Raw genomic sequence first — 18564 nt, 5'->3', positions numbered from 1 at the left:
GCACCCGGTCACGGGGCCGTTCGGGAACGGTGCCCGGACCGGGGGCGGGGGGCGGAGCGGCCCGGACGGCGAGGAGATCGAGTGCCCGCCGGCCGGGGCCGCCGGGTTCCGCGGTGAGCACGTAGAGCCGGAGGTCGGTCTCGGCGGCGAGGCCGAAGGACTCGTGCCCGAGGGCGAAGTCGCCCACGAGGGGGTGGTGGAAGCGGATGGCGCCGTGGGCGCGGGGGTGACGTCGTGGTGCGCCCACCAGCGACGGAAGTCGCGGTGGACGGACAGGTCGTCGACGAGCCCGGCCAGGGCGGGGGCGCGTTCGGCCGGATCGAGCCGCAGGGCTCCGGCGATGGCGTCCAGCACGCCGTCGGAGACGTCGAGGTCGCGGCCGCGCTCCAGGCGGACGTAGTAGTCGTCGCCGACGCCGGCGAGCCGCGCGACCTCCTCGCGGCGCAGCCCCGGGACGCGGCGGATGCCCGGCTGCGGGAGCAGCCCCGCCTGCTGGGGAGCGAGCCGGGCGCCGCGCGCGCAGGAAGCGGCTCTCGAGGTGCGGGCCGACGCTCCTCCCGCTACTTCGGGTCGCGGCCGAACAGCGACCTGGACCAGAGGTGACCGAGCACGGCCAGCCCCAGGCACCAGGCCACGGCCAGCCACCCGTTGTGGCCGATCCCGGTACCGAGCAGCAGCCCGCGCAGTGTCTCGATGGCCGGGGTGAACGGCTGGTACTCGGCGACCGGCCGGAACCAGCCCGGCATCGCGTCGACCGGCACGAAGGCGCTGGACAGGAGCGGCAGGACCATCAGGGGCAGCGCGTTGTTGCTGGCCGCCTCCGCGTTCGGGCCGGACAGCCCCAACCCGACCGCGATCCAGGTGAGCGCCAGGGAGACGAGCACCAGCAGTCCGAACGCCAGGACCCACTCCAGGGCGGTGGCGTCGGTGGAGCGGAAGCCGATGGCCACGGCGACGGCCCCGACGAGGACCACGCTCGTCACACACTGCAGCACGCTGCCGACGACGTGCCCGACGAGCACCGAGCCGCGGTGGATCGCCATCGTGCGGAAGCGGGCGATGATGCCCTCGGTCATGTCCATCGCGACGGACACCGCGGTGCCGATCGTGGTGGAGCCGATGGTCAGCAGCAGGATGCCCGGCACGAGGTACGCGAGGTACTCGGAACGGTCCGCCCCGCCGCCCCCGATGCCGGCGCTCATCACGTCGCCGAAGATGTAGACGAACAGCAGCAACAGCACGACCGGCGAGAGCAGCAGATTCAGCGTCAGGGACGGATAGCGCCGGACGTGCAGCAGGTTGCGCCGCAGCATCGTGGACGAGTCGCGCACGGCCAGGGACAGGGAACTCATCGGACAGCCTCCTCGGGCTGGTCGGGGCCGGTGAGGGCGAAGAACACGTCGTCGAGGTCGGGGGTGTGCACGGTCAGCTCGTCCGCCTCGACGCCGGCCGCGTCCAGCCGGTCGAGGAGGGTGCGCAGCTCGCGTTGGCTGCCGCCCGAGGGGATCTGCAGCGCCAGCGCCCCGTCGTCCCGGGCCGCCCCGTCCAGCGCGCCGGCGGCGGACCGGTAGGCGGCCGGGTCGGTGAAGCGCAGCCGTACGTGCCCGCCGGGGACGATCCGCTTGAGCTCCTCGGCGCTGCCCTCGGCCGCGATCCTGCCGTCGTTCAGGACCGCGATGCGGTCGGCGAGTTCGTCGGCCTCCTCCAGGTACTGGGTGGTGAGGAACACCGTCACCCCGCCCGTGACCAGATCGCGGATGATCTGCCACATGGTGTGCCGGGAGCGCGGGTCCAGGCCGGTGGTCGGCTCGTCGAGGAAGATGATCCGCGGACTGCCGACGAGGGTCATGGCGATGTCCAGGCGGCGCTTCATGCCGCCGGAGTAGGTGGAGGCGGGTTTCCTCGCCGCCTCCGTGAGGTCGAAGCGCTCCAGCAGCCCGGCGGCGACCCGCCGGCCCTCGCGCCGGGACAGGTGGTGCAGGTCCGCCATCAGGAGCATGTTCTCCTCACCGGTGATCAACCCGTCGACGGCGGAGAACTGCCCCGTCACACCGATCGCGGCACGCACCCCGTCCGGCGAGGTGGCGACGTCGTGGCCCGCGACCTGGGCCTGCCCGCCGTCGGCGGCGACGAGCGTGGACAGGATCTTCACGGCGGTGGTCTTGCCGGCGCCGTTCGGACCGAGCAGCGCGAACACGGACCCGGCCGGGATACGCAGATCGATACCGTCGAGGACGAGCTTGTCACCGTAGGACTTGCGCAGTCCGACGGCGGAGACGGCGGCCGGCGACGGACGGCCGTCACCCGTTCTGGGTGTGAGCATGACAGATGAAGGCATGGAGCCCTCCCGTTCGAAGGATGGGGCGAGTGGGAGCCGGGGCGAGTGGGAAACGGACGGGTCGGCGGAGGGCCGGTGTTCAGGCCCGGGCGCGGCGGATGTCGATGTTGCCGTGCCGGGTGCGGGCGCGGACCTCGACGGTGTCCTCGCTCTCCTGCGGGCTCTCGGAGGCGGTGAGCGTGTTGCGCACCTGGCCGGAGCCGGAGCGGACGTCGAGCCAGGCGGCGGTGTTCCGGCGGATGCCGACCTCGATGGCGCCGTAGGAGGTCTCCAGCTGGACGGTGCCGCGGGCGACCTCGCCCACGCGCAGGGTGCCGTGGGCCGTGGTGGCGGTGACCGAGCCCTCGGCGCGCGCGATGTCGATGTCACCGTTGGCGCCGCTCACCCGCAGCTCGCCGGTGGCGGCACCGACGGTCGTGGTGCCGTGCGAGTTCTTCAGTACGGCCGCGCCGTCGACGAGCCCCACGCGCAGGCTGCCGGAGCTGGTGGTGATCTCGGCCGTGCCCTCGACCCGGTCGACGGTGATCGAGCCGTGGGAGGCGGTCAGCGTCAGCGGACCGGTCGCCTCGAGGCGGACGTCGCCCGAGGAGGTCTTCACGCGGACCTCGCCGAGCCGGCCCTCGCCGAGCACCTGGGCCCAGGCGCCGGTCATGTCGACGCGCGAGCCCGTGGGCAGGTCGACCGTCACGTCGACGGTGCCGGTACGGCCGAACAGACCGGGCTTGGGCGTCCTGACGGTCAGGACGCCGCCCGCGCAGGCGACCTCGGTCTGTTCGGCCGCCCGCACGTCCAGCTCCTTCCCGGGGTCGCGGGGGCGCACCTCGACGAGGGTGTCGGGCCGGTCGCCGGCGGCGAACCGGAGGGAACCGGCGTCCACGTGCGCGGTGACGGAGATCGGTTCGGGAGTGTCGAAAGAAGGCATGGCTGTCCCGTCCTCTTGGCTCTTCAGGGCGTCCCCGCTGCTGGGACGTGGTGTGGGTGGAGTGATGCGGGCGGGGTGCGGTCAGCGCACCCAGCCTGTGAAGCTCTGTCCGACGGTGCGGGTCCTCTGCGTCGTATGCGGCCGGGCGCCGCCGTCGACCGCGGCCGACACCGCCCGTACGAGCCACGCGTTGACCGACAGGCCCTCGCGGCCCGCGGCCTCCTCGGCGCGCGTCTTGAGGTGGGCCGGCAGGCGCAGGTTCACGCGGGCGGTGCCGCCCTCCTCGCCCTCGGCCGGGGCCGCGAGCGGTTCGACGACGGGCACGGCCGGCTCCGCGGGGGTGCCGCCGTCGGCGGGCGGCAGCGTCACCACGAAGTCGGGGTCCAGCCCGCGCAGCCGTACGTCGACCGAGCCGGGGGCGAGCTCGCGGGTGATCTCGTCCATCGCGGCGGACAGCACGTGGAGCATGGTCAGCCGGGCCGCCGACTCCAGAGGAGCGGTGAGCCGCTCGGCCAGCTCGCGGGCTTCGTCGCCGCCGGCCTCGGCGGCGACCGCGAGTTCGCGGCGGAGGGTGTCGACATACGGGGTGAGATCCATGACGCCATCATGGCACCACTCTGGCGCTACCCGCAAGCCCCTATGGCACCACACACGGACCGCACTCACCGTTACCCATATTGACCTGCGAAAACGCACACGTGACGGCCTGGCCCGTCGTGCCATCACGTAGGTCTATGCACAGGCGAGCAGCCGGGATGGCGTCAGGTGGTGCCATGTGGCACCACCTGGCACCACGTGACGCCATCCCATACGACCCCAACACCGAGTCCGGACCCCGGCAGTCGGTCCCCGTTCCGGGGTGCTCTCCGCGATGGCCTCAGGCGGCGGGCCCGTTCGCCCGTTCGTCCTCGGACGTCCGACAGTGGTGTGCCGGACCCGCAGGAGAAGGCGCCGGGAGTCCGCCCGGCCTCACGACGACTCGCGCACCACCAGTTCCGTCGGCAGCGTCACCTGCCGCCGGTCCGCGCCGTTCTGCGTGATGTCGAGCAGGATCCGGGCCATCGTGCGGCCCACTTCCTCCACCGGCTGACGGACCGTCGTCAGGGGCGGGGCGGTGTGGCGGGCGAGGACGGAGTCCTCGAAGCCGACGACGGCGACGTCGTCCGGCACCCGGCGCCCCTGGCGGCGCAGTTCGGCCAGGGCGCCGACGGCCATGAGGTCCGAGGCCGCGAAGACGGCGTCGAGGTCCGGCGCACGTTCAAGGAGCGAACGCATCGCCCGGACGCCCCCCTCCTCGGTGAAGTCACCGGTCTCGGCCAGGGCCCCGTCGGCCCGCGCCCCCGCCTCGCGATGGGCGTCGCGCCAGCCGGCGAGCCGGCTGCGGCCGACGTCCATGTCGAGCGATCCGGTGATGGTGGCGATGCGGCGGCGCCCCCTGGCCAGCAGGTACCGGACGGCTGCGGCGGCGCCCCCGGAGTTGTCGGAGTCGACGTAGCTGAGCTGCTCTCCCGCGTCGCGGCGGCCGGCGAGCACGGTCGGCAGTCCCATCTCCTCCAGCATGCCCGGCAGCCGGTCGTGGGTGTGGACCGAGACCAGCAGCACACCGTCGACCCGGCGGGTCGCCACCGACGCGGCCAGCTGGTCGCGTTCGAACTGGTCGCGGACGAGCGTGAGCTGCAGCTGCGTCCGGGTCTCGGCGAGCGCGCCGCTCACACCGCGGATCAGGGCGGCGAAGAACGGCTCCGCGCCGAGCCGGCTCTCGGACTCCGGGATCACCAGGGCCACCGCGTCGGTGCGGCTGGTCACCAGGCCGCGGGCCACGGAGTTGGGGACGTAGTTCAGCTCCTTGATCGCCGCCAGTACCCGCGCGCGGGCGTCGGCGCTGACGAGATCCGAGCCGTTGATGACACGGGACACCGTCGTCCGCCCCACCCCGGCCCGGGCGGCGACCGTTTTGATCGTGGGCTGGCGGTTCCCTGTCATGCGATCCTCCCGGCGGCAGCCGCGGCGGCACCCGCCGCGGAGGTGACCAGCGGCAATTGTGGCAGACACCACGGCTGCGGCAGCACCCTCCCGTAATCGGGAGACGACGCCGGGTCCCCGGTCCGGCAACGAATCGTGTTCAAGTCATTGACACGGCCGTTCGCTGCCACGAGTCTTCCAACCGCCGGTGGGCACGTTCCCACCTACACATGGGCACGTTCCCACCAGCCCCCTGGGAGCGCTCCCACAGTCCGTCGTACCGCCATGGGACTTCACGTACATCTGCGTCGCCCGGTGCGCCAGCGCCGTCGCTTGGAGGAAGAGACATGAGCACAGTTCACGGATCACCGCGCAGGAGAGCGGTCGCCGTCGTCGCGGCCGCCGGTGCGCTCGCGCTCGTCGCAGGCTGCGGAGGCGGTGACGAATCCGTCACGGGCGGCGGCAAGAAGGACGGCAAGGTCACCATCACCATGGGCATGTACGGCGTGATGGGCTTCAAGGAGACGGGCCTCCTGGAGCAGTACGAGAAGGAGAACCCGAACGTCCGCATCAAGGCCGAGGTGGCCGGTGACGAGCAGACGTACTACACCGCCCTGCAGACCAGGCTGGCCGGGGGCAAGGGCCTGAAGGACATCCAGGGCATCGAGATCGGCCGGGCCAAGGAGATCGTCGACACCCAGGCCGCCAAGTTCGCCGACTTCTCCGACGTCAAGGGCACCGACCACTTCCTGCCGTGGAAGCAGTCCCAGATCACCACCGAGGACGGCAAGGTGCTCGGCCTCGGCACCGACATCGGCCCGATGGCCGTCTGCTACCGCAAGGACTACTTCGAGAAGGCCGGGCTCCCCACCGACCGCGAGGAGGTCGCCAAGCTGTGGGAGGGGGACTGGAGCAAGTACGTCGAGGTCGGCCGCACGTTCAAGAAGGACTTCAAGGGCGGTGACGTGGCGTACATGGACGCGGCCAGCGGCCTGTTCAACGCCATGGTCTACGGCTACCCCGAGCAGTACTACAACGCCGACGGCGACCTGATCTACGACAAGAACCCGGCCGTCAAGCAGGCCTGGAACCTGGCCGCCGACGCCGCCGAGGACGGCCTGTCCGCCAAGCTCCGCCAGTTCCAGCCCGGTTGGGACCCGGGCCTGGCCAACGGCACGTTCGCCACGGCCGTCTGCCCGGCCTGGATGCTCGCCCACATCAGCGAGAAGGCCGGCGAGGCGAACAAGGGCAAGTGGGACGTCGCCAAGGCCCCCAAGGGCGCCAACTGGGGCGGCTCCTTCTTCGGCGTGGTCGACAAGAGCCCGGTGAAGGAGGAGGCCAAGAAGCTCGTGGCGTGGCTGACCGCCCCCGAGCAGCAGGCGCACATCTTCAAGGAGCTGGGCAGCGTCCCGTCCTCGCAGAAGGCGCTGGAGAGCCCCGAGGTGAAGAGCGTGAAGTCCGAGTACTTCGACAACGCCCCGATCGGCCAGATCTTCGGTGAGGCCGCCCAGGAGATCCCGGACAAGCAGATCCTCGGCCGCAAGGACGGCACGATCAAGGACACCTTCTCCCAGGGGCTGACCCTGATCGAGCAGCAGGGCACCGCACGCGACCAGGCATGGAAGACCACCGCGGAGCGCATCGAGAAGGCGGTCGGCTGACCCGTCGCCCGTCCGGCCGCCCGGGCCCGCCCGCACTGCGCCGGCGGGCCCGGGGCCCGGCTCACATCCCTGCTCTCAGGAAGGAACTCCGGTGGCCACCTCCACCACCAAGGCCCTGACCGGCGGGGGACGTCGAGGACCGTCCCCCGAGCCGGGCGGCGAGAACGCGGGCCGGCGGCGCGGCGCGCTGCTGCACCGGCTGGACCTCAAGGGCGCACCGTACGCGTTCGTCGCACCGTTCTTCGTCGTGTTCGCCGCGTTCAGCTTCTACCCCCTCCTCTACACCTCCTGGATCTCCCTGCACCGGGTGGAACTGGCCACCCTCGACGTCATGGAGTGGGTGGCGTTCGACAACTACGTCGCGCTGTGGAACGACGAACGCTTCTGGAACGCCCTGATGAACACCGTCACGATCGGTGTCATCTCCACGGTGCCGCAGCTGCTGATGGCGCTCGGCCTGGCCCACCTGCTCAACTACCGGATGCGCGGCTCGCTCTTCTTCCGCGTCGCCTCGCTCGTCCCCTACGCCACGTCGGTCGGCGCCGCCGCCCTGGTGTTCACCATGCTCTTCGAGCGCGACTTCGGCATGATCAACTGGATGCTGGGGCTGGTCGGCGTCGACCCGGTGAACTGGGAGGCCGACAAGTGGCCCGCCCAGCTCGCGATCTCCACCATCGTCATCTGGCGCTGGACCGGCTACAACGCGCTGCTGTACCTGGCCGCCATGCAGGCCGTCCCCGCCGAGCGGTACGAGGCCGCCGCCATCGACGGCGCCTCGCGCTGGAAGCAGTTCACCCACGTCACCGTGCCGGGGATCCGCTCCACCATCGTCTTCACCATCGTGCTCTCCACCATCGGCGCGACGCAGCTGTTCGGCGAGCCGCTGATCTTCGGGCAGGGACCCAACGGTGTGACGGGCGGCGCGGACAACCAGTACCAGACGCTGGGTCTGCTGCTGTACGAGGAGGGCTGGAAGAACTACCAGATGGGCCGCTCGGCGACCGTCGCCTGGGCGATGTTCCTGCTGCTCGTCCTCGTCTTCGTGACGCAGCGCCTGATCACGCGTCTGCGGTCCCGCAGCCCCCGTACGTCCTGACCAGGAGTCCCCATGACCACAGACAGCCTCCCGGTCCGGGCGGACGCGCCGGTCCGGACCGCGCCGAAGAGGACCGCCGCCCGCGGTGGCCGCCGACTGCTGGGCCAGCGTGCCGGGCGCCAGCACCACGCGGGCCCGCTCGCCTACGTCCTGCTCGCGATCACGGCGATCCTGTCGATCTTCCCGCTGTACTGGACGATGGTGGCGGCCTCGACCGACAACACCCGCGTCAGCCAGACGCCGCCGCCGTTCCTGCCCGGCCCCAACCTGTTCAGCAACCTCGCCCGCGCCTGGGACGAGGCGGCGATGGGCAAGGCCATGATCAACAGTCTGATCGTGGCCGGTGTCATCGCCCTGTCCACGGTGATGTTCGCGACGCTGGCCGGGTTCGCCTTCGCCAAGCTGCGGTTCAAGGGCCGCAACGTGCTGCTCATGCTGGTGATCGGCACCATGCTGGTGCCCCCGCAGCTCGGCGTCGTCCCGCTGTTCATGATGATGTCCGAGCTGGGCTGGACGCAGGAGCTGCCCGCCGTCATCTTCCCCACCCTGGTCAGCGCGGTCGGCGTCTTCTTCATGCGGCAGTACCTGTCGGAGGCGCTGCCGGACGAACTGGTCGAGGCGGGCCGCGTGGACGGCGCGCACTCGCTGCGGATCTTCTGGAGCATCGTGCTGCCCGTGGCACGCCCCGCGATGGCGGTCCTGTTCATGATCACGTTCGTGCACGCCTGGAACGACTTCTTCTGGCCGTTCGTGGTGCTCGACATGACCAACCCGACGGTCCCCGTCGCCCTCACCCAGCTCAGCGCGGGCTACGTCCGGGACCAGTCCCTGATCATGGCGGGCGCGCTCCTCGGCACGCTGCCGCTGCTGGCGATGTTCATCGTCTTCGGCCGGCAGATCGTCAGCGGCATCATGGCGGGCGCCGTCAAGGGCTGACCCGCCGCACCGCACCGGCGGGGAGCCACCGGCCGCCCCCTCCCCGCACCCCTCCGTCCCTCCGCCCCTGCGCGCCCGTCATCACCTGCCCGCCCCCGCTTCCGAAAGGACCCACGTGGCCACCGCAGCACAGCAGTCGACAGCATCCGCCCCGGACGCCTCCCGCACCTTCCCCGAGGGCTTCCTCTGGGGCTTCTCGACCGCCGCGTACCAGATCGAGGGAGCCGTCGCGGAGGACGGCCGCACGCCGTCCATCTGGGACACCTATGCCCGCACCCCCGGCCGGGTCCGCAACGGCGACACCGGTGACATCGCCACCGACCACTACCACCGCCTGCACGAGGACGTCGCCCTCATGGCCGGCCTCGGCGTCGGCGCCTACCGCTTCTCCCTGGCCTGGCCGCGCGTCCAGCCCACCGGCCGCGGTCCCGCCTCGCAGAAGGGGCTCGACTTCTACCGGCGTCTCGTCGACGCGCTGCTGGAGAAGGGCATCCAGCCCGTCGCCACCCTCTACCACTGGGACCTGCCGCAGGAGCTGGAGGACGCCGGCGGCTGGCCGGAGCGCGCCACCGCCGAGCGGTTCGCCGAGTACGCGGCCCTGGCCGCCGACGCGCTCGGCGACCGGGTGAAGACCTGGACCACCCTCAACGAGCCCTGGTGCAGCGCCTTCCTCGGCTACGGCTCCGGCGTGCACGCCCCCGGCCGCACCGACCCGGTCGCCGCCCTGCGCGCCGCCCACCACCTCAACCTCGCCCACGGCCTGGCCGTGCAGGCGCTGCGCGACCGCGTCGCCGACGCCGAGTGCCTGGTCAGCCTCAACATCCACCATGTGCGCCCGCTCACCGGGAGCGACGCCGACGCCGACGCGGCCCGCCGCATCGACGCGCTGGCCAACCGCGTCTTCACCGGCCCGATGCTGCGCGGCGCCTACCCGGAGGACCTCCTCAAGGACACCGCCGCGCTGACCGACTGGTCGTACGTCCACGACGGCGACCTGGCGCAGATCCACCAGCCGCTGGACCTCCTCGGCGTCAACTACTACACGCCCACCCTCGTCTCCCGGGCCGACGGCGACGGCGCCCACACCTCGGACGGGCACGGCAACAGCGCCCACAGCCCGTGGCCGGCCGCCGACGAGGTCGCCTTCCACCAGCCCCCGGGCGACACCACCCCCATGGGCTGGGCCGTCGACCCGAGCGGCCTGTACGACCTGCTGCGGCGCATGGCGTCCGACTTCCCCGAGGTACCGCTGGTCATCACGGAGAACGGCATCGCGTCCGACGACTACGCCGACCCCTCCGGCCAGGTGAACGACCCCGCCCGCATCGCCTACCTGCGCGGTCACCTGGCCGCCGTGCACCGGGCCGTCGAGGACGGGGCGGACGTGCGCGGGTACTTCCTGTGGTCGCTGCTGGACAACTTCGAGTGGGCGCACGGCTACAGCAAGCGCTTCGGCGCCGTCTACGTGGACTACCCGACCGGCACGCGCATCCCCAAGGCCAGTGCCCGCTGGTACGCGGAGGTGGCCCGCACCGGCGTCCTGCCCGGCGCCTGACCAGGCCCGGTGCGGCACCTCATCGTCGCCCCGCCCCGGTGCCGCACCGCGAGCCCGCCCCCGCGTCCCGGTTCCCCGGGCGCGGGGGCGGGCCTCCCCGCGTGCGGGCCCGCCCGCACGCACCGTTCCGGCGGGATTCCGTACCCTGGCGGCATGCGCATGCGCCCCACCCTGAGCTGGACCCCCACCGACGACCTGCCGCCGGCCACCACGGACCCGGAGCCGGTCGCCGACGCGCTGAGCGGCGGCGGTGTGCTGGTGCTCAGCGGGGCGGGCATCTCCACGGAGTCGGGCATCCCCGACTACCGGGGCGAGGGCGGGAGCCTGAGCCGGCACACCCCGATGACCTACCAGGACTTCACCGCCGACCCGCAGGCCCGGCGCCGGTACTGGGCGCGCAGCCACCTGGGCTGGCGCACCTTCGGCCGCGCCCGTCCCAACGCCGGGCACCGGGCCGTGGCCGCGTTCGGACGGCACGGCCTGCTCTCGGGTGTGATCACCCAGAACGTCGACGGCCTGCACCAGGCCGCGGGCAGCGAGGACGTGGTGGAGCTCCACGGAAGCCTGGACCGGGTCGTCTGCCTCTCCTGCGGCGCCCTCAGCCCGCGCCGCGAACTCGCCCGGCGGCTGGAGGAGGCCAACCCCGGCTTCGAGCCGGTGGCCGCCGGGATCAACCCCGACGGTGACGCCGACCTCACCGACGAGCAGGTCGGGGACTTCCGCGTGGTGCCCTGCGCGGTGTGCGGCGGCGTCCTCAAGCCTGACGTGGTGTTCTTCGGCGAAGCCGTGCCGCCGGCGCGGGTCGAGCACTGCCGCACGCTGGTCCGTGAGGCCACCTCGCTGCTGGTCCTCGGCTCCTCCCTGACGGTGATGTCCGGGCTCCGGTTCGTCCGCCAGGCGGCCGAGGCCGGGAAGCCGGTGCTGATCGTCAACCGGGACGTGACCCGGGGCGACCGGCACGCCGTCACCCGGGTCGCGCTCCCGCTGGGAGCGGCGCTCACCACCGTGGCCGGCCGGCTGGGCGTCCCCGTCGACGACGGTACGGAGCCCCGCGCACAGCGGTGACGGCCGCTCCCGGTGCCGGGCGTCGCAGCGGGGAGCCGCCGTCCACGGCGAGTCGGGCGCCGGCGGCGGAGGTCGCCTCGTGGCGGTTCCCGCCGAGGGCGCGCACACCGTCGGCCTTGTGCCCTCGTCGGGCGGTACCGGCCGGAAGCGGGTCGAGCAGGATCCGCCGCAGCCCGCCGCGCCTCGGGGCGCCCGCTCCCCCATGCGGCCGCCTCGGCACCGTTCCCCGCTCCTCGCGGACACCGGCGTGCGCGCCCCTCGCGGACGGAACCGGTACCGGCGGGTGCCGGCACCGAGGACGGGGAAAGGGCCGGGGCGGCCGTCTCTCGGCGGCCGCCCCGGCCCGGGTGCGAAGCGGTTTCCCGCCTCGCACCGTCGTGCTCCGCACAGGCGGTCCGGGACCGTCCCCGGTGTCCTGCGGACCGCCTGCGCGCGGTGGCCGGGCGGCGGCGCTCCGAGCGGAGCCGCCCGGCCGGCGGCTCACCGGGCGCCGAGGGCGTCCCCGTCGACCGGTTCGCCGCGGTCGGCCCGGCCGGCGGCGCTCGCGCCGGTCACCGGCGCGTCCCCGCCGGCCGCGGTCGCTCCCGCCGCACCGGCCGGTGCCTGCTGCGCGCCCTCCCCGGCGCCGTCGACGGCGGTCCGCAGCGGGATCTCCTTGATGAAGACCATGGCGACCAGGGCGACCAGGGCGATCGGCGCGGCGATGAGGAAGATGACGCCGGTGGCGCGGCCGTAGGAGTCCTCGACGACCGCCGCGATCGGAGCGGGCAGGGTGCTGACGTCCGGCAGCGAGCCGCCGCTGCCGGACGACTTGACGCCCAGCTCGGCCAGCCCGTCGGCCATGTAGGTGCCGACCTTGGAGGCGAGGACGGCGCCGAGGGCGGAGACGCCGATGGCGCCGCCGAGGGTGCGGAAGAACGCCACCACGGAGCTGGCCGCGCCCAGTTCCTGCATCGGCACGGTGTTCTGCACCGCGAGGACCAGGTTCTGCATGGTCATACCGACGCCGCAGCCGATCAGGAACATGTAGACGGCGAGCAGGCCGTAGGCCGAGTCGGCGCGGGCGGTGCCCATGAGGGCCAGGCCGACGATGAGCAGGATGCCGCCGGTGACCAGGTAGCGCTTCCACCTGCCGGAGGCGGTGATGAGCCGGCCGACGACCGTCGAGGAGCCCACCAGACCGATGATCATCGGCAGGGTCATCACGCCGGCCATGGTCGGCGAGTCGCCGCGGGATATCTGGAAGTACTGGCTGAGGAAGACCGTCGCGCCGAACATCGCGGTGCCGACCGCGAGGCTGGCGACGACCGACAGGGTCATGGTGGAGTTGCGGAACAGGTGCATCGGGATGATCGGCTCCGGCGCCCGCAGCTCCACCAGCACGAACAGCACGGCCAGGACGACGGCGCCGAGCACCATCGCGATCGTCTGCCAGGACCACCAGGCGAAGGTGTCACCGGCCAGCGAGACCCAGATCAGCAGCAGGGAGACCGAGGCGGCGACGAGGACGGCGCCCAGGTAGTCGACCTTGACGTCGCGGGTGAGCAGCGGCAGCCGCAGGGTGCGCTGCAGCACGACCAGGGCGGCGAGGGCGAAGGGGACGCCGACGTAGAAGCACCAGCGCCAGCCGAGCCAGGAGGTGTCGACGATGACACCGCCGAGCAGCGGGCCGCCGATCGTGCCCACCGCCATGACGGCGCCGAGGTAGCCGTTGTACCGGCCGCGCTCGCGCGGGGGGATGATCGAGGCGAGGATGACCTGGGCGAGGGCGGTCAGACCGCCGGCGCCGAGGCCCTGCACCACGCGGAAGGCGATCAGCATCCCGGTGTTCTGCGACAGGCCGGCCGCGGCCGAACCCACGATGAAGATGACCAGGGAGAGCTGCACGAGCAGCTTCTTGCTGGTCAGGTCGGCGAGCTTGCCCCAGATCGGGGTGGAGACGGTGGTGGCCAGCAGGGTGCTGGTCACCACCCAGGTGTAGGCGGACTGGCTGCCGTCGAGGTCCGCGATGATCCGCGGCAGGGCGTTGGACACGACCGTGCTCGACAGGATCGCCACGAAGAGGCCGAGCAGGAGGCCGGAGAGGGCCTCCATGATCTGCCGATGCGTCATCGGAGCATCGCCGGCCTGGGCCTCGGCGACGCCCGTACTGCCTTGTTGTGCCACGTGTGTTGTCTTCCCTTGAGTGGTTGTTCGCTGGTCCCGCGCCGTCGCGGGGCAAGGATCGGTCGGCGGTGGTGAACCGGTCCGCCGGTCACTGGTGCGCGCCGCCCCGGATCACGGAAGAGGGGCGGGCGAAGCGTGGGTGCCGGAGCGGTCGGGCGCGTCGTCGCGCGGCTCGGTGCCGTGCATCCGGCGCGAGAGCCCGTCCCGCAGGCGTTCGAGCAGGGTGGTGAGGGTGGTCAGTTCCTGCGGCGTCCAGTCGGCGGTGGCGGCGGCGACCGAGTCGGTGTGGGCCCGGACGAGCGCGTCGACCCAGGCACGGCCGGACGGTGTGATGCTGACCAGACTGGAGCGCCGGTCCTCGGGGTTGGCGCGGCGCACCACGGCGCCCTGCAGCTCCAGTTGGGCCACCTGCCGGCTCACCACCGACATGTCGAGGTCCAGGTGGTGGGCCAGTTCACGCAGCCGGGTCTCACCGCAGTGGGCGAGGGCGGCGAGCACGGAGGAGCCGTTCCCCAGTCCCTGGGGCAGTTCGCGTACCAGCCGTCGCCGTATGGCGGCGATCGCCGTGAGCTGCCGGACGACATCGCCGAGAGCCTCGTCGTGCACGCTGCCGCTCATCGATTCCCCGCCCGCATGGATCCGCCCCCGACGCGGGCGAAGTTCGCCCGCGCCATTTGATTGCCTAGGGCAACAATAGAAACAAGGTTGAACCGAATGCAAGTTTGATCCGAGTCCGCGAAGTCCCGAAGTGGGCGCCCCGCAACGGGAGATGCGGAGCAGGTCCCCGCCTGACCGCGGCCGACGGGCTCCGCCCCTCCAGCGGCACGACGGGCTCCGCTTCCCCAGCGGCGCTCGGCGGCGTCCGGCCCTCCCGGAAGGCCGGTGAGGGAACCAGCACAAGGACAAATTTGAATCAAGTCCAACATTCTTCCTACAGTGCGGACATGGCCAACGAGACCGGGATGGGACTGCGGGAACGCAAGAAGCTCGCCACCTGGCAGGCGATCCGCGACGCGGCGCTCCGACTGATCGACCGGCGTGACTTCGACGCCGTCAGCCTCGACGAGATCGCCGAGGCGGCGGGCGTGTCCCGGACCACACTGTTCAACTACTTCGCCTCCAAGGAGGCGATCGTCCTCGACCCGGCCCCGCAGGACCCGCAGCTGTGGCGCTCGCTCATGGACGCGCGTCCCGAGCGGGAGACGCTGTGGGCCTCCCTGCAGGCCGTCCACCTCGGCTACGTCAGCACCTTCTCCGACCGGCTCGTCCTGCAGAAGCGGTTGAAGACGGTGTCACCGACCCTCGCCGCCTCCACCCGCGAGCACGCGGCCCGCTTCAAGCGCGAGCTGCGGGACTGGATCGCGGACCGCGCCCCTTCGGGCAGCGAGGTCTACGCGGAACTCGCCGTCAACACGGCCGGAGCCGCGATGGCCACGGCCTACACCCTGTGGTCCCCGGACGACGGCTTCGACCGCCTCATGGAACTCGCGCGGACCTGCTTCGAGCAGGCCGGCCGCGGATTCACCGCGCCCTGAGCCCTCCGTCCCCGCCCGGGCCCCGGCCGTCGACCGCCGGCGAGTCAGGGGCGGGCGGTCCGGGCCGGGAGCCGGTGGTCCCGGCCGGGGATCAGGGGCGGTCCAGGCCCCACGTCTGCAGGGCGTAGGGCCGTCCCTTCTCCTCACCCGTGATCAGCGGCACGTCGAGCAGCCGGAAGCCCGCCTTGGCGGCCACGGCGACGCTGGCGGCGTTCTCCGCCTCCAGCTCCAGGATCACCCGCTCCGCGCCCAGTTGCCCGAAGGCGTAGGAGGCCATCACCCGCACCGCCCGCGCCGCCAGCCCCCGGCCGCGGTGCGCCGGGCCGACCGCGTAGCCGATCTCCATGCCCTCGGGGGACCGCCGCAGCATCACCTCGCCCAGCGGTGCGCCGCCGCCGACGGTGATGGCGAGCAGGACGACCGTACCCTCCGCCCGCAGCCGCCGGTCCTTCTCCAGCCGTGCGCGGGCGGCCGCTTCGTCGAAGGGCGAGACGATCGGCGTCCAGTACGCGATGTCGGGGTGGTCGAAGAGCTCCGGCATCGCGGCCAGGTCCGCCTCCGTCCAGTCACGCAGGACGAGTCCCTCCCCCGAGAGCTCGATCCGCGCGGGAAAGGACGACGTGACGCTGCTCATGGCGGGGCCTCCCTGGCCTGTCCGGGACGAGGCAGGATAACCGGGGCGGGGCGGGGCCCACCGGGAATTTCCGGTGGCTCCCGTGCCCCACCGTGACGGTGTGTCCGCCGGCCGTCCAGACCCGCCCTCCGGGGTCCGGCCCGGCGGCCCACCGCCGAGGGGCGGCGCGTCCCGAGCCCGGGCTCACAGCGGAAGGCGCGGCACCGCGTCGCGCAGGCCGCGGGTGACGGGATGCCGGGGCGCGCGCAGGACGTCGGCGAGCGGTCCCTCCTCCACGACGCGTCCGCGGTGCAGGACGACCAGGTGCCGGCACAGCCGCTCCACCACCGCGAGGTCGTGCGAGATCAGCAGCAGGGAGAGCCGGTGCTCGGTGCGGAGCCTGTCCAGCAGGCCGAGGATGCGGGCCTGCGTGGTCGTGTCCAGTGCGCTGGTCGGCTCGTCCAGGACCAGGAAGCGCGGCCGTAGCGCGAGGACGCGGGCGATCGCCGCACGCTGGCGCTGCCCGCCGGAGAGCCGGTGCGGGTGGCGCGCGGCGTGCTCGGCGTCCAGCCCCACGTCGGCCAGCAGTTCGGCGACGCGCCCGCGCTCGGCGCCGCGCGGCACCATCCGGTGCGCCCGCAGGACCTCGGCGATCGCCGTGCCCACCCGCATCCGCGGATCGAGGGCGCCCTCGGTGTCCTGCACGACGATCTGGACCGCGCGCCGGTAGGGACCCGGCCGCCGCATCCCGCCGACGTCGGCACCGCGGAAGAGGACCGTGCCGTGCGTCGGCGCCACCAGTCCCAGCAGGCACCGTGCCACCGTCGTCTTGCCCGAACCGCTCGCGCCGATCAGCCCCAGGCCGTACGGGCCCTCGGGCAGGGCCAGGCTCACCCGGTCCACCACGGTCGTTCCCCCGTACACCACCGTCAGGTCGCGCGCCTCAAGCACCGGCCGCCTCCTCGCCGCGTCCCCCGCCCGGCCCGGGCTCCGCGATGTCACCCGGTCCGGGTGCCACCGCGGCCCCGGGACCGGGCGCCGCCGCGGCGCCCGGCCGGGGGGCCGCCGCCAGCAGCCGCCTGGTGCAGTCGGCCCGCGGCGCGGCGACCAGGTCCGCGGCGGGGCGGTCCTCCCTCACCCGCCCCTGGTGCATCACCGCGATCCGGTCGCACAGCCCCGCCAGCAGTGCCAGGTCGTGACTGATGAACAGGACGGCCGTGCCGTGCGCGTCGCGCAGTTCCGCCAGCAGGGCGCAGATCTCCGCCTGCACCGTCACGTCCAGTGCGCTGGTCGGTTCGTCGGCGACGAGCAGCCGCGTCCGCAGGGCCGAGGCCAGGGCGATCGCCACCCGCTGGAGCTGCCCGCCGGAGAGCTGGTGCGGGAGGCGGGAGAGGTGGCCGACGGGCAGCCCCACCCGTTCGAGGCCGGTGGCGGCCCGGCGCCGGGCCTCGGCGCGGGTGCACCCGTGCAGCCGCAGCGCGCGCAGGACGGTCGCCCCGACCGGCAGGACCGGGCTGAACGCGGCGGCCGGGTTCTGCGGGACCAGCGCCATGACGGACCCGCGCAGCCGCCGCAGCCGCTTCTCCGGCGCCGGCACCAGCTCCTCGCCGGCCAGCCGGATGCTGCCGGTGACCCGGGCGCCCGTGTGCCGGGTCAGACCCAGCACCGTCAGCCCGGCCGTCGTCTTGCCCGCACCGCTCTCCCCGGCCAGACCGAGGAACTCCCCCCGCGACAGCGTCAGTTCGTCGATGCGCACCACAGGTGCGCTGTCGGCGGTGCCGTACCGGACGCACAGGTCGCGCAGGTCGAGGAACGGGGCGTCGGCGGCGGTGGCCATCGGTCAGATCCGGGGGGTGTGGCGGGGGTCGAGCCGGTCGCGCAGCGCGTCGCCGAGCAGGAAGCAGAGCGCCGCGACGACCATGATGGCCAGGCCGGGGAAGGTGCCGAGCCACCAGTGTGTGGTGAAGTAGTTCTGCGACTCCTCCACCATCAGCCCCCAGTCGGGTGCCGGCGGCTGCGGGCCCAGCCCGAGGAAGGACAGCCCGGAGGCGACGAGGAGGACCCCGCCGACGTCGGTCGATGCCTGGACCAGCAACGGGGTCGAGGCGTTGGGCAGGACGTGGCGGAGCAGGATGCGCCGGTGACCGAGCCCGAGGGTCCGGCACGCCTCGATGTACGCACGTCCGGTCACCGACGCCGCCTCGCCGCGCACCAGCCGGGCGTACCACGGCCACCAGGTCACGACCAGTGCCACCGTCAGCCCGGCCGGGCCGGGAGCCAGCACCGTGGTCAGGGCCAGCGCCAGCAGCAGGGCGGGCACCGCCAGGAAGACGTCGGTGAGGCGCATCAGCGCCTCGTCGGTCCACCCGCCGCAGTACCCGGCGGCCAGCCCCGTCGCGGTGCCGACCAGCAGGGAGACCCCCACGACGGTCACCGCGACGACCGGGCCCGTCCGCGCGCCGTACAGCACCCGGGAGAGCACGTCGCGCCCCAGCTCGTCGGTGCCGAACCAGTGGGCGGACGAGGGCGGGCGCAGGGTCCGGGCGAGGTCGGTGGCGAGGGGCGGGTACGGGGCCAGCACCGGGGCGAGCAGCGCCAGGGCGGCGACGAGCACCAGGCCGCCGGCCGTCAGGACCAGTGTCCACCGGCCGCGCAGCGCGCCGGGCGCCCGGCGGACGCGGAGGAGGAGCGGGAGGGAGGGCGAGGCCGTCACAC

The 18564-nt window shown here is 73.0% G+C and carries 17 protein-coding genes and 2 pseudogenes; 6 read left to right on the top strand and 13 right to left on the bottom strand.

Annotated features, from left to right (window positions below; translation table 11 throughout):
- Window positions 1-130: 130 nt before the first annotated feature.
- The 7 genes and pseudogenes from IE271_RS43850 to IE271_RS06405 all read right to left on the bottom strand — a co-directional run.
- A pseudogene (locus tag IE271_RS43850) lies at window positions 131-247 on the bottom strand (hypothetical protein); the annotation flags it as partial.
- Window positions 248-363: 116 nt separating this feature from the next.
- A pseudogene (locus IE271_RS06430) lies at window positions 364-627 on the bottom strand (hypothetical protein); the annotation flags it as partial.
- A complete protein-coding gene (locus tag IE271_RS06425; RefSeq protein ID WP_190189195.1) occupies window positions 561-1352 on the bottom strand; it encodes an ABC transporter permease in 792 nt (263 codons plus the stop codon). The pseudogene IE271_RS06430 and the gene IE271_RS06425, both read right to left, overlap by 67 nt.
- Window positions 1349-2338: an ATP-binding cassette domain-containing protein gene (locus tag IE271_RS06420; RefSeq protein ID WP_190189194.1), complete on the bottom strand. Its 990-nt coding sequence runs from the start codon at window positions 2336-2338 to the stop codon at window positions 1349-1351. The genes IE271_RS06425 and IE271_RS06420 overlap by 4 nt, the downstream gene beginning before the upstream one ends.
- Before the next feature lie 79 nt (window positions 2339-2417).
- Window positions 2418-3260, bottom strand: coding sequence for a DUF4097 family beta strand repeat-containing protein (locus IE271_RS06415; protein WP_190189193.1), 843 nt, complete (start codon window positions 3258-3260; stop codon window positions 2418-2420).
- Between the two features lie 81 nt (window positions 3261-3341).
- Window positions 3342-3857, bottom strand: a complete 516-nt coding sequence (locus IE271_RS06410) for a hypothetical protein (protein ID WP_190189192.1) — start codon at window positions 3855-3857, stop codon at window positions 3342-3344.
- Window positions 3858-4229: 372 nt separating this feature from the next.
- Window positions 4230-5243, bottom strand: coding sequence for a LacI family DNA-binding transcriptional regulator (locus IE271_RS06405; protein WP_190189191.1), 1014 nt, complete (start codon window positions 5241-5243; stop codon window positions 4230-4232).
- Between the two features lie 326 nt (window positions 5244-5569).
- Between IE271_RS06405 and IE271_RS06400 the strand changes: the two genes are divergently transcribed.
- The 5 genes from IE271_RS06400 to IE271_RS06380 all read left to right on the top strand — a co-directional run bounded on the left by IE271_RS06400 (window position 5570) and on the right by IE271_RS06380 (window position 11535).
- A complete protein-coding gene (locus tag IE271_RS06400) occupies window positions 5570-6883 on the top strand; it encodes an ABC transporter substrate-binding protein (protein ID WP_190189190.1) in 1314 nt (437 codons plus the stop codon).
- A gap of 91 nt (window positions 6884-6974) precedes the next feature.
- On the top strand, window positions 6975-7979 hold the full coding sequence (locus IE271_RS06395) for a carbohydrate ABC transporter permease (protein WP_190189189.1): 1005 nt from the start codon (window positions 6975-6977) through the stop codon (window positions 7977-7979).
- Between the two features lie 12 nt (window positions 7980-7991).
- Window positions 7992-8915 (top strand): carbohydrate ABC transporter permease, encoded by a 924-nt coding sequence (locus IE271_RS06390; RefSeq protein WP_190189188.1) that lies wholly within the window; start codon window positions 7992-7994, stop codon window positions 8913-8915.
- Window positions 8916-9030: 115 nt separating this feature from the next.
- Entirely contained in the window at window positions 9031-10470 is a 1440-nt protein-coding gene (locus IE271_RS06385) for a GH1 family beta-glucosidase (RefSeq protein WP_190189187.1), read from the top strand.
- A gap of 153 nt (window positions 10471-10623) precedes the next feature.
- Complete coding sequence (locus IE271_RS06380; protein ID WP_190189186.1) at window positions 10624-11535, top strand: NAD-dependent protein deacetylase; 912 nt, start codon at window positions 10624-10626, stop codon at window positions 11533-11535.
- 480 nt (window positions 11536-12015) lie between these two features.
- Here IE271_RS06380 and IE271_RS06375 read toward each other — a convergent pair whose 3' ends face one another.
- Entirely contained in the window at window positions 12016-13647 is a 1632-nt protein-coding gene (locus tag IE271_RS06375; RefSeq protein ID WP_229919179.1) for an MDR family MFS transporter, read from the bottom strand.
- A gap of 165 nt (window positions 13648-13812) precedes the next feature.
- A complete protein-coding gene (locus IE271_RS06370; RefSeq protein WP_190189185.1) occupies window positions 13813-14319 on the bottom strand; it encodes a MarR family winged helix-turn-helix transcriptional regulator in 507 nt (168 codons plus the stop codon).
- Window positions 14320-14645: 326 nt separating this feature from the next.
- Here IE271_RS06370 and IE271_RS06365 point away from each other — a divergent pair, with 326 nt between their 5' ends.
- The gene (locus tag IE271_RS06365) at window positions 14646-15236 is read left to right on the top strand and encodes a TetR/AcrR family transcriptional regulator (protein ID WP_190189184.1); all 591 of its coding nucleotides are present in this window, start codon (window positions 14646-14648) and stop codon (window positions 15234-15236) included.
- Between the two features lie 91 nt (window positions 15237-15327).
- Here the strand turns inward: IE271_RS06365 and IE271_RS06360 are convergent, their stop codons facing one another.
- The 4 genes from IE271_RS06360 to IE271_RS06345 form a co-directional block, all read right to left on the bottom strand.
- Window positions 15328-15870 carry a GNAT family N-acetyltransferase gene (locus IE271_RS06360; RefSeq protein WP_190189183.1) on the bottom strand — a complete coding sequence of 181 codons (543 nt, stop codon included), beginning with the start codon at window positions 15868-15870 and terminating at the stop codon, window positions 15328-15330.
- A gap of 183 nt (window positions 15871-16053) precedes the next feature.
- On the bottom strand, window positions 16054-16800 hold the full coding sequence (locus IE271_RS06355) for an ABC transporter ATP-binding protein (protein WP_190189182.1): 747 nt from the start codon (window positions 16798-16800) through the stop codon (window positions 16054-16056).
- Window positions 16793-17686: an ATP-binding cassette domain-containing protein gene (locus tag IE271_RS06350; RefSeq protein ID WP_190189181.1), complete on the bottom strand. Its 894-nt coding sequence runs from the start codon at window positions 17684-17686 to the stop codon at window positions 16793-16795. The genes IE271_RS06355 and IE271_RS06350 overlap by 8 nt, the downstream gene beginning before the upstream one ends.
- Window positions 17687-17689: 3 nt before the next feature.
- Entirely contained in the window at window positions 17690-18562 is an 873-nt protein-coding gene (locus tag IE271_RS06345) for an ABC transporter permease (RefSeq protein ID WP_229919162.1), read from the bottom strand.
- Between the last annotated feature and the right edge of the window lie 2 nt (window positions 18563-18564).

The sequence above is a fragment of the Streptomyces minutiscleroticus genome (genome assembly GCF_014650875.1).
In the GTDB taxonomy this organism is placed as follows: Bacteria; Actinomycetota; Actinomycetes; order Streptomycetales; family Streptomycetaceae; genus Streptomyces; species Streptomyces minutiscleroticus.
Note: the sequence above shows the minus strand (reverse complement) of the source record. Positions and strands in the feature narration are given on the sequence as shown.

Coding starts and splice junctions, on each gene's coding strand:
- IE271_RS06425 (WP_190189195.1), bottom strand. CDS start 1,352: ATGAGTTCCCTGTCCCTGGCCGTGCGCGACTCGTCCACGATGCTGCGG.
- IE271_RS06420 (WP_190189194.1), bottom strand. CDS start 2,338: ATGCCTTCATCTGTCATGCTCACACCCAGAACGGGTGACGGCCGTCCG.
- IE271_RS06415 (WP_190189193.1), bottom strand. CDS start 3,260: ATGCCTTCTTTCGACACTCCCGAACCGATCTCCGTCACCGCGCACGTG.
- IE271_RS06410 (WP_190189192.1), bottom strand. CDS start 3,857: ATGGATCTCACCCCGTATGTCGACACCCTCCGCCGCGAACTCGCGGTC.
- IE271_RS06405 (WP_190189191.1), bottom strand. CDS start 5,243: ATGACAGGGAACCGCCAGCCCACGATCAAAACGGTCGCCGCCCGGGCC.
- IE271_RS06400 (WP_190189190.1), top strand. CDS start 5,570: ATGAGCACAGTTCACGGATCACCGCGCAGGAGAGCGGTCGCCGTCGTC.
- IE271_RS06390 (WP_190189188.1), top strand. CDS start 7,992: ATGACCACAGACAGCCTCCCGGTCCGGGCGGACGCGCCGGTCCGGACC.
- IE271_RS06380 (WP_190189186.1), top strand. CDS start 10,624: ATGCGCATGCGCCCCACCCTGAGCTGGACCCCCACCGACGACCTGCCG.
- IE271_RS06375 (WP_229919179.1), bottom strand. CDS start 13,647: ATGACGCATCGGCAGATCATGGAGGCCCTCTCCGGCCTCCTGCTCGGC.
- IE271_RS06370 (WP_190189185.1), bottom strand. CDS start 14,319: ATGAGCGGCAGCGTGCACGACGAGGCTCTCGGCGATGTCGTCCGGCAG.
- IE271_RS06365 (WP_190189184.1), top strand. CDS start 14,646: ATGGCCAACGAGACCGGGATGGGACTGCGGGAACGCAAGAAGCTCGCC.
- IE271_RS06360 (WP_190189183.1), bottom strand. CDS start 15,870: ATGAGCAGCGTCACGTCGTCCTTTCCCGCGCGGATCGAGCTCTCGGGG.
- IE271_RS06350 (WP_190189181.1), bottom strand. CDS start 17,686: ATGGCCACCGCCGCCGACGCCCCGTTCCTCGACCTGCGCGACCTGTGC.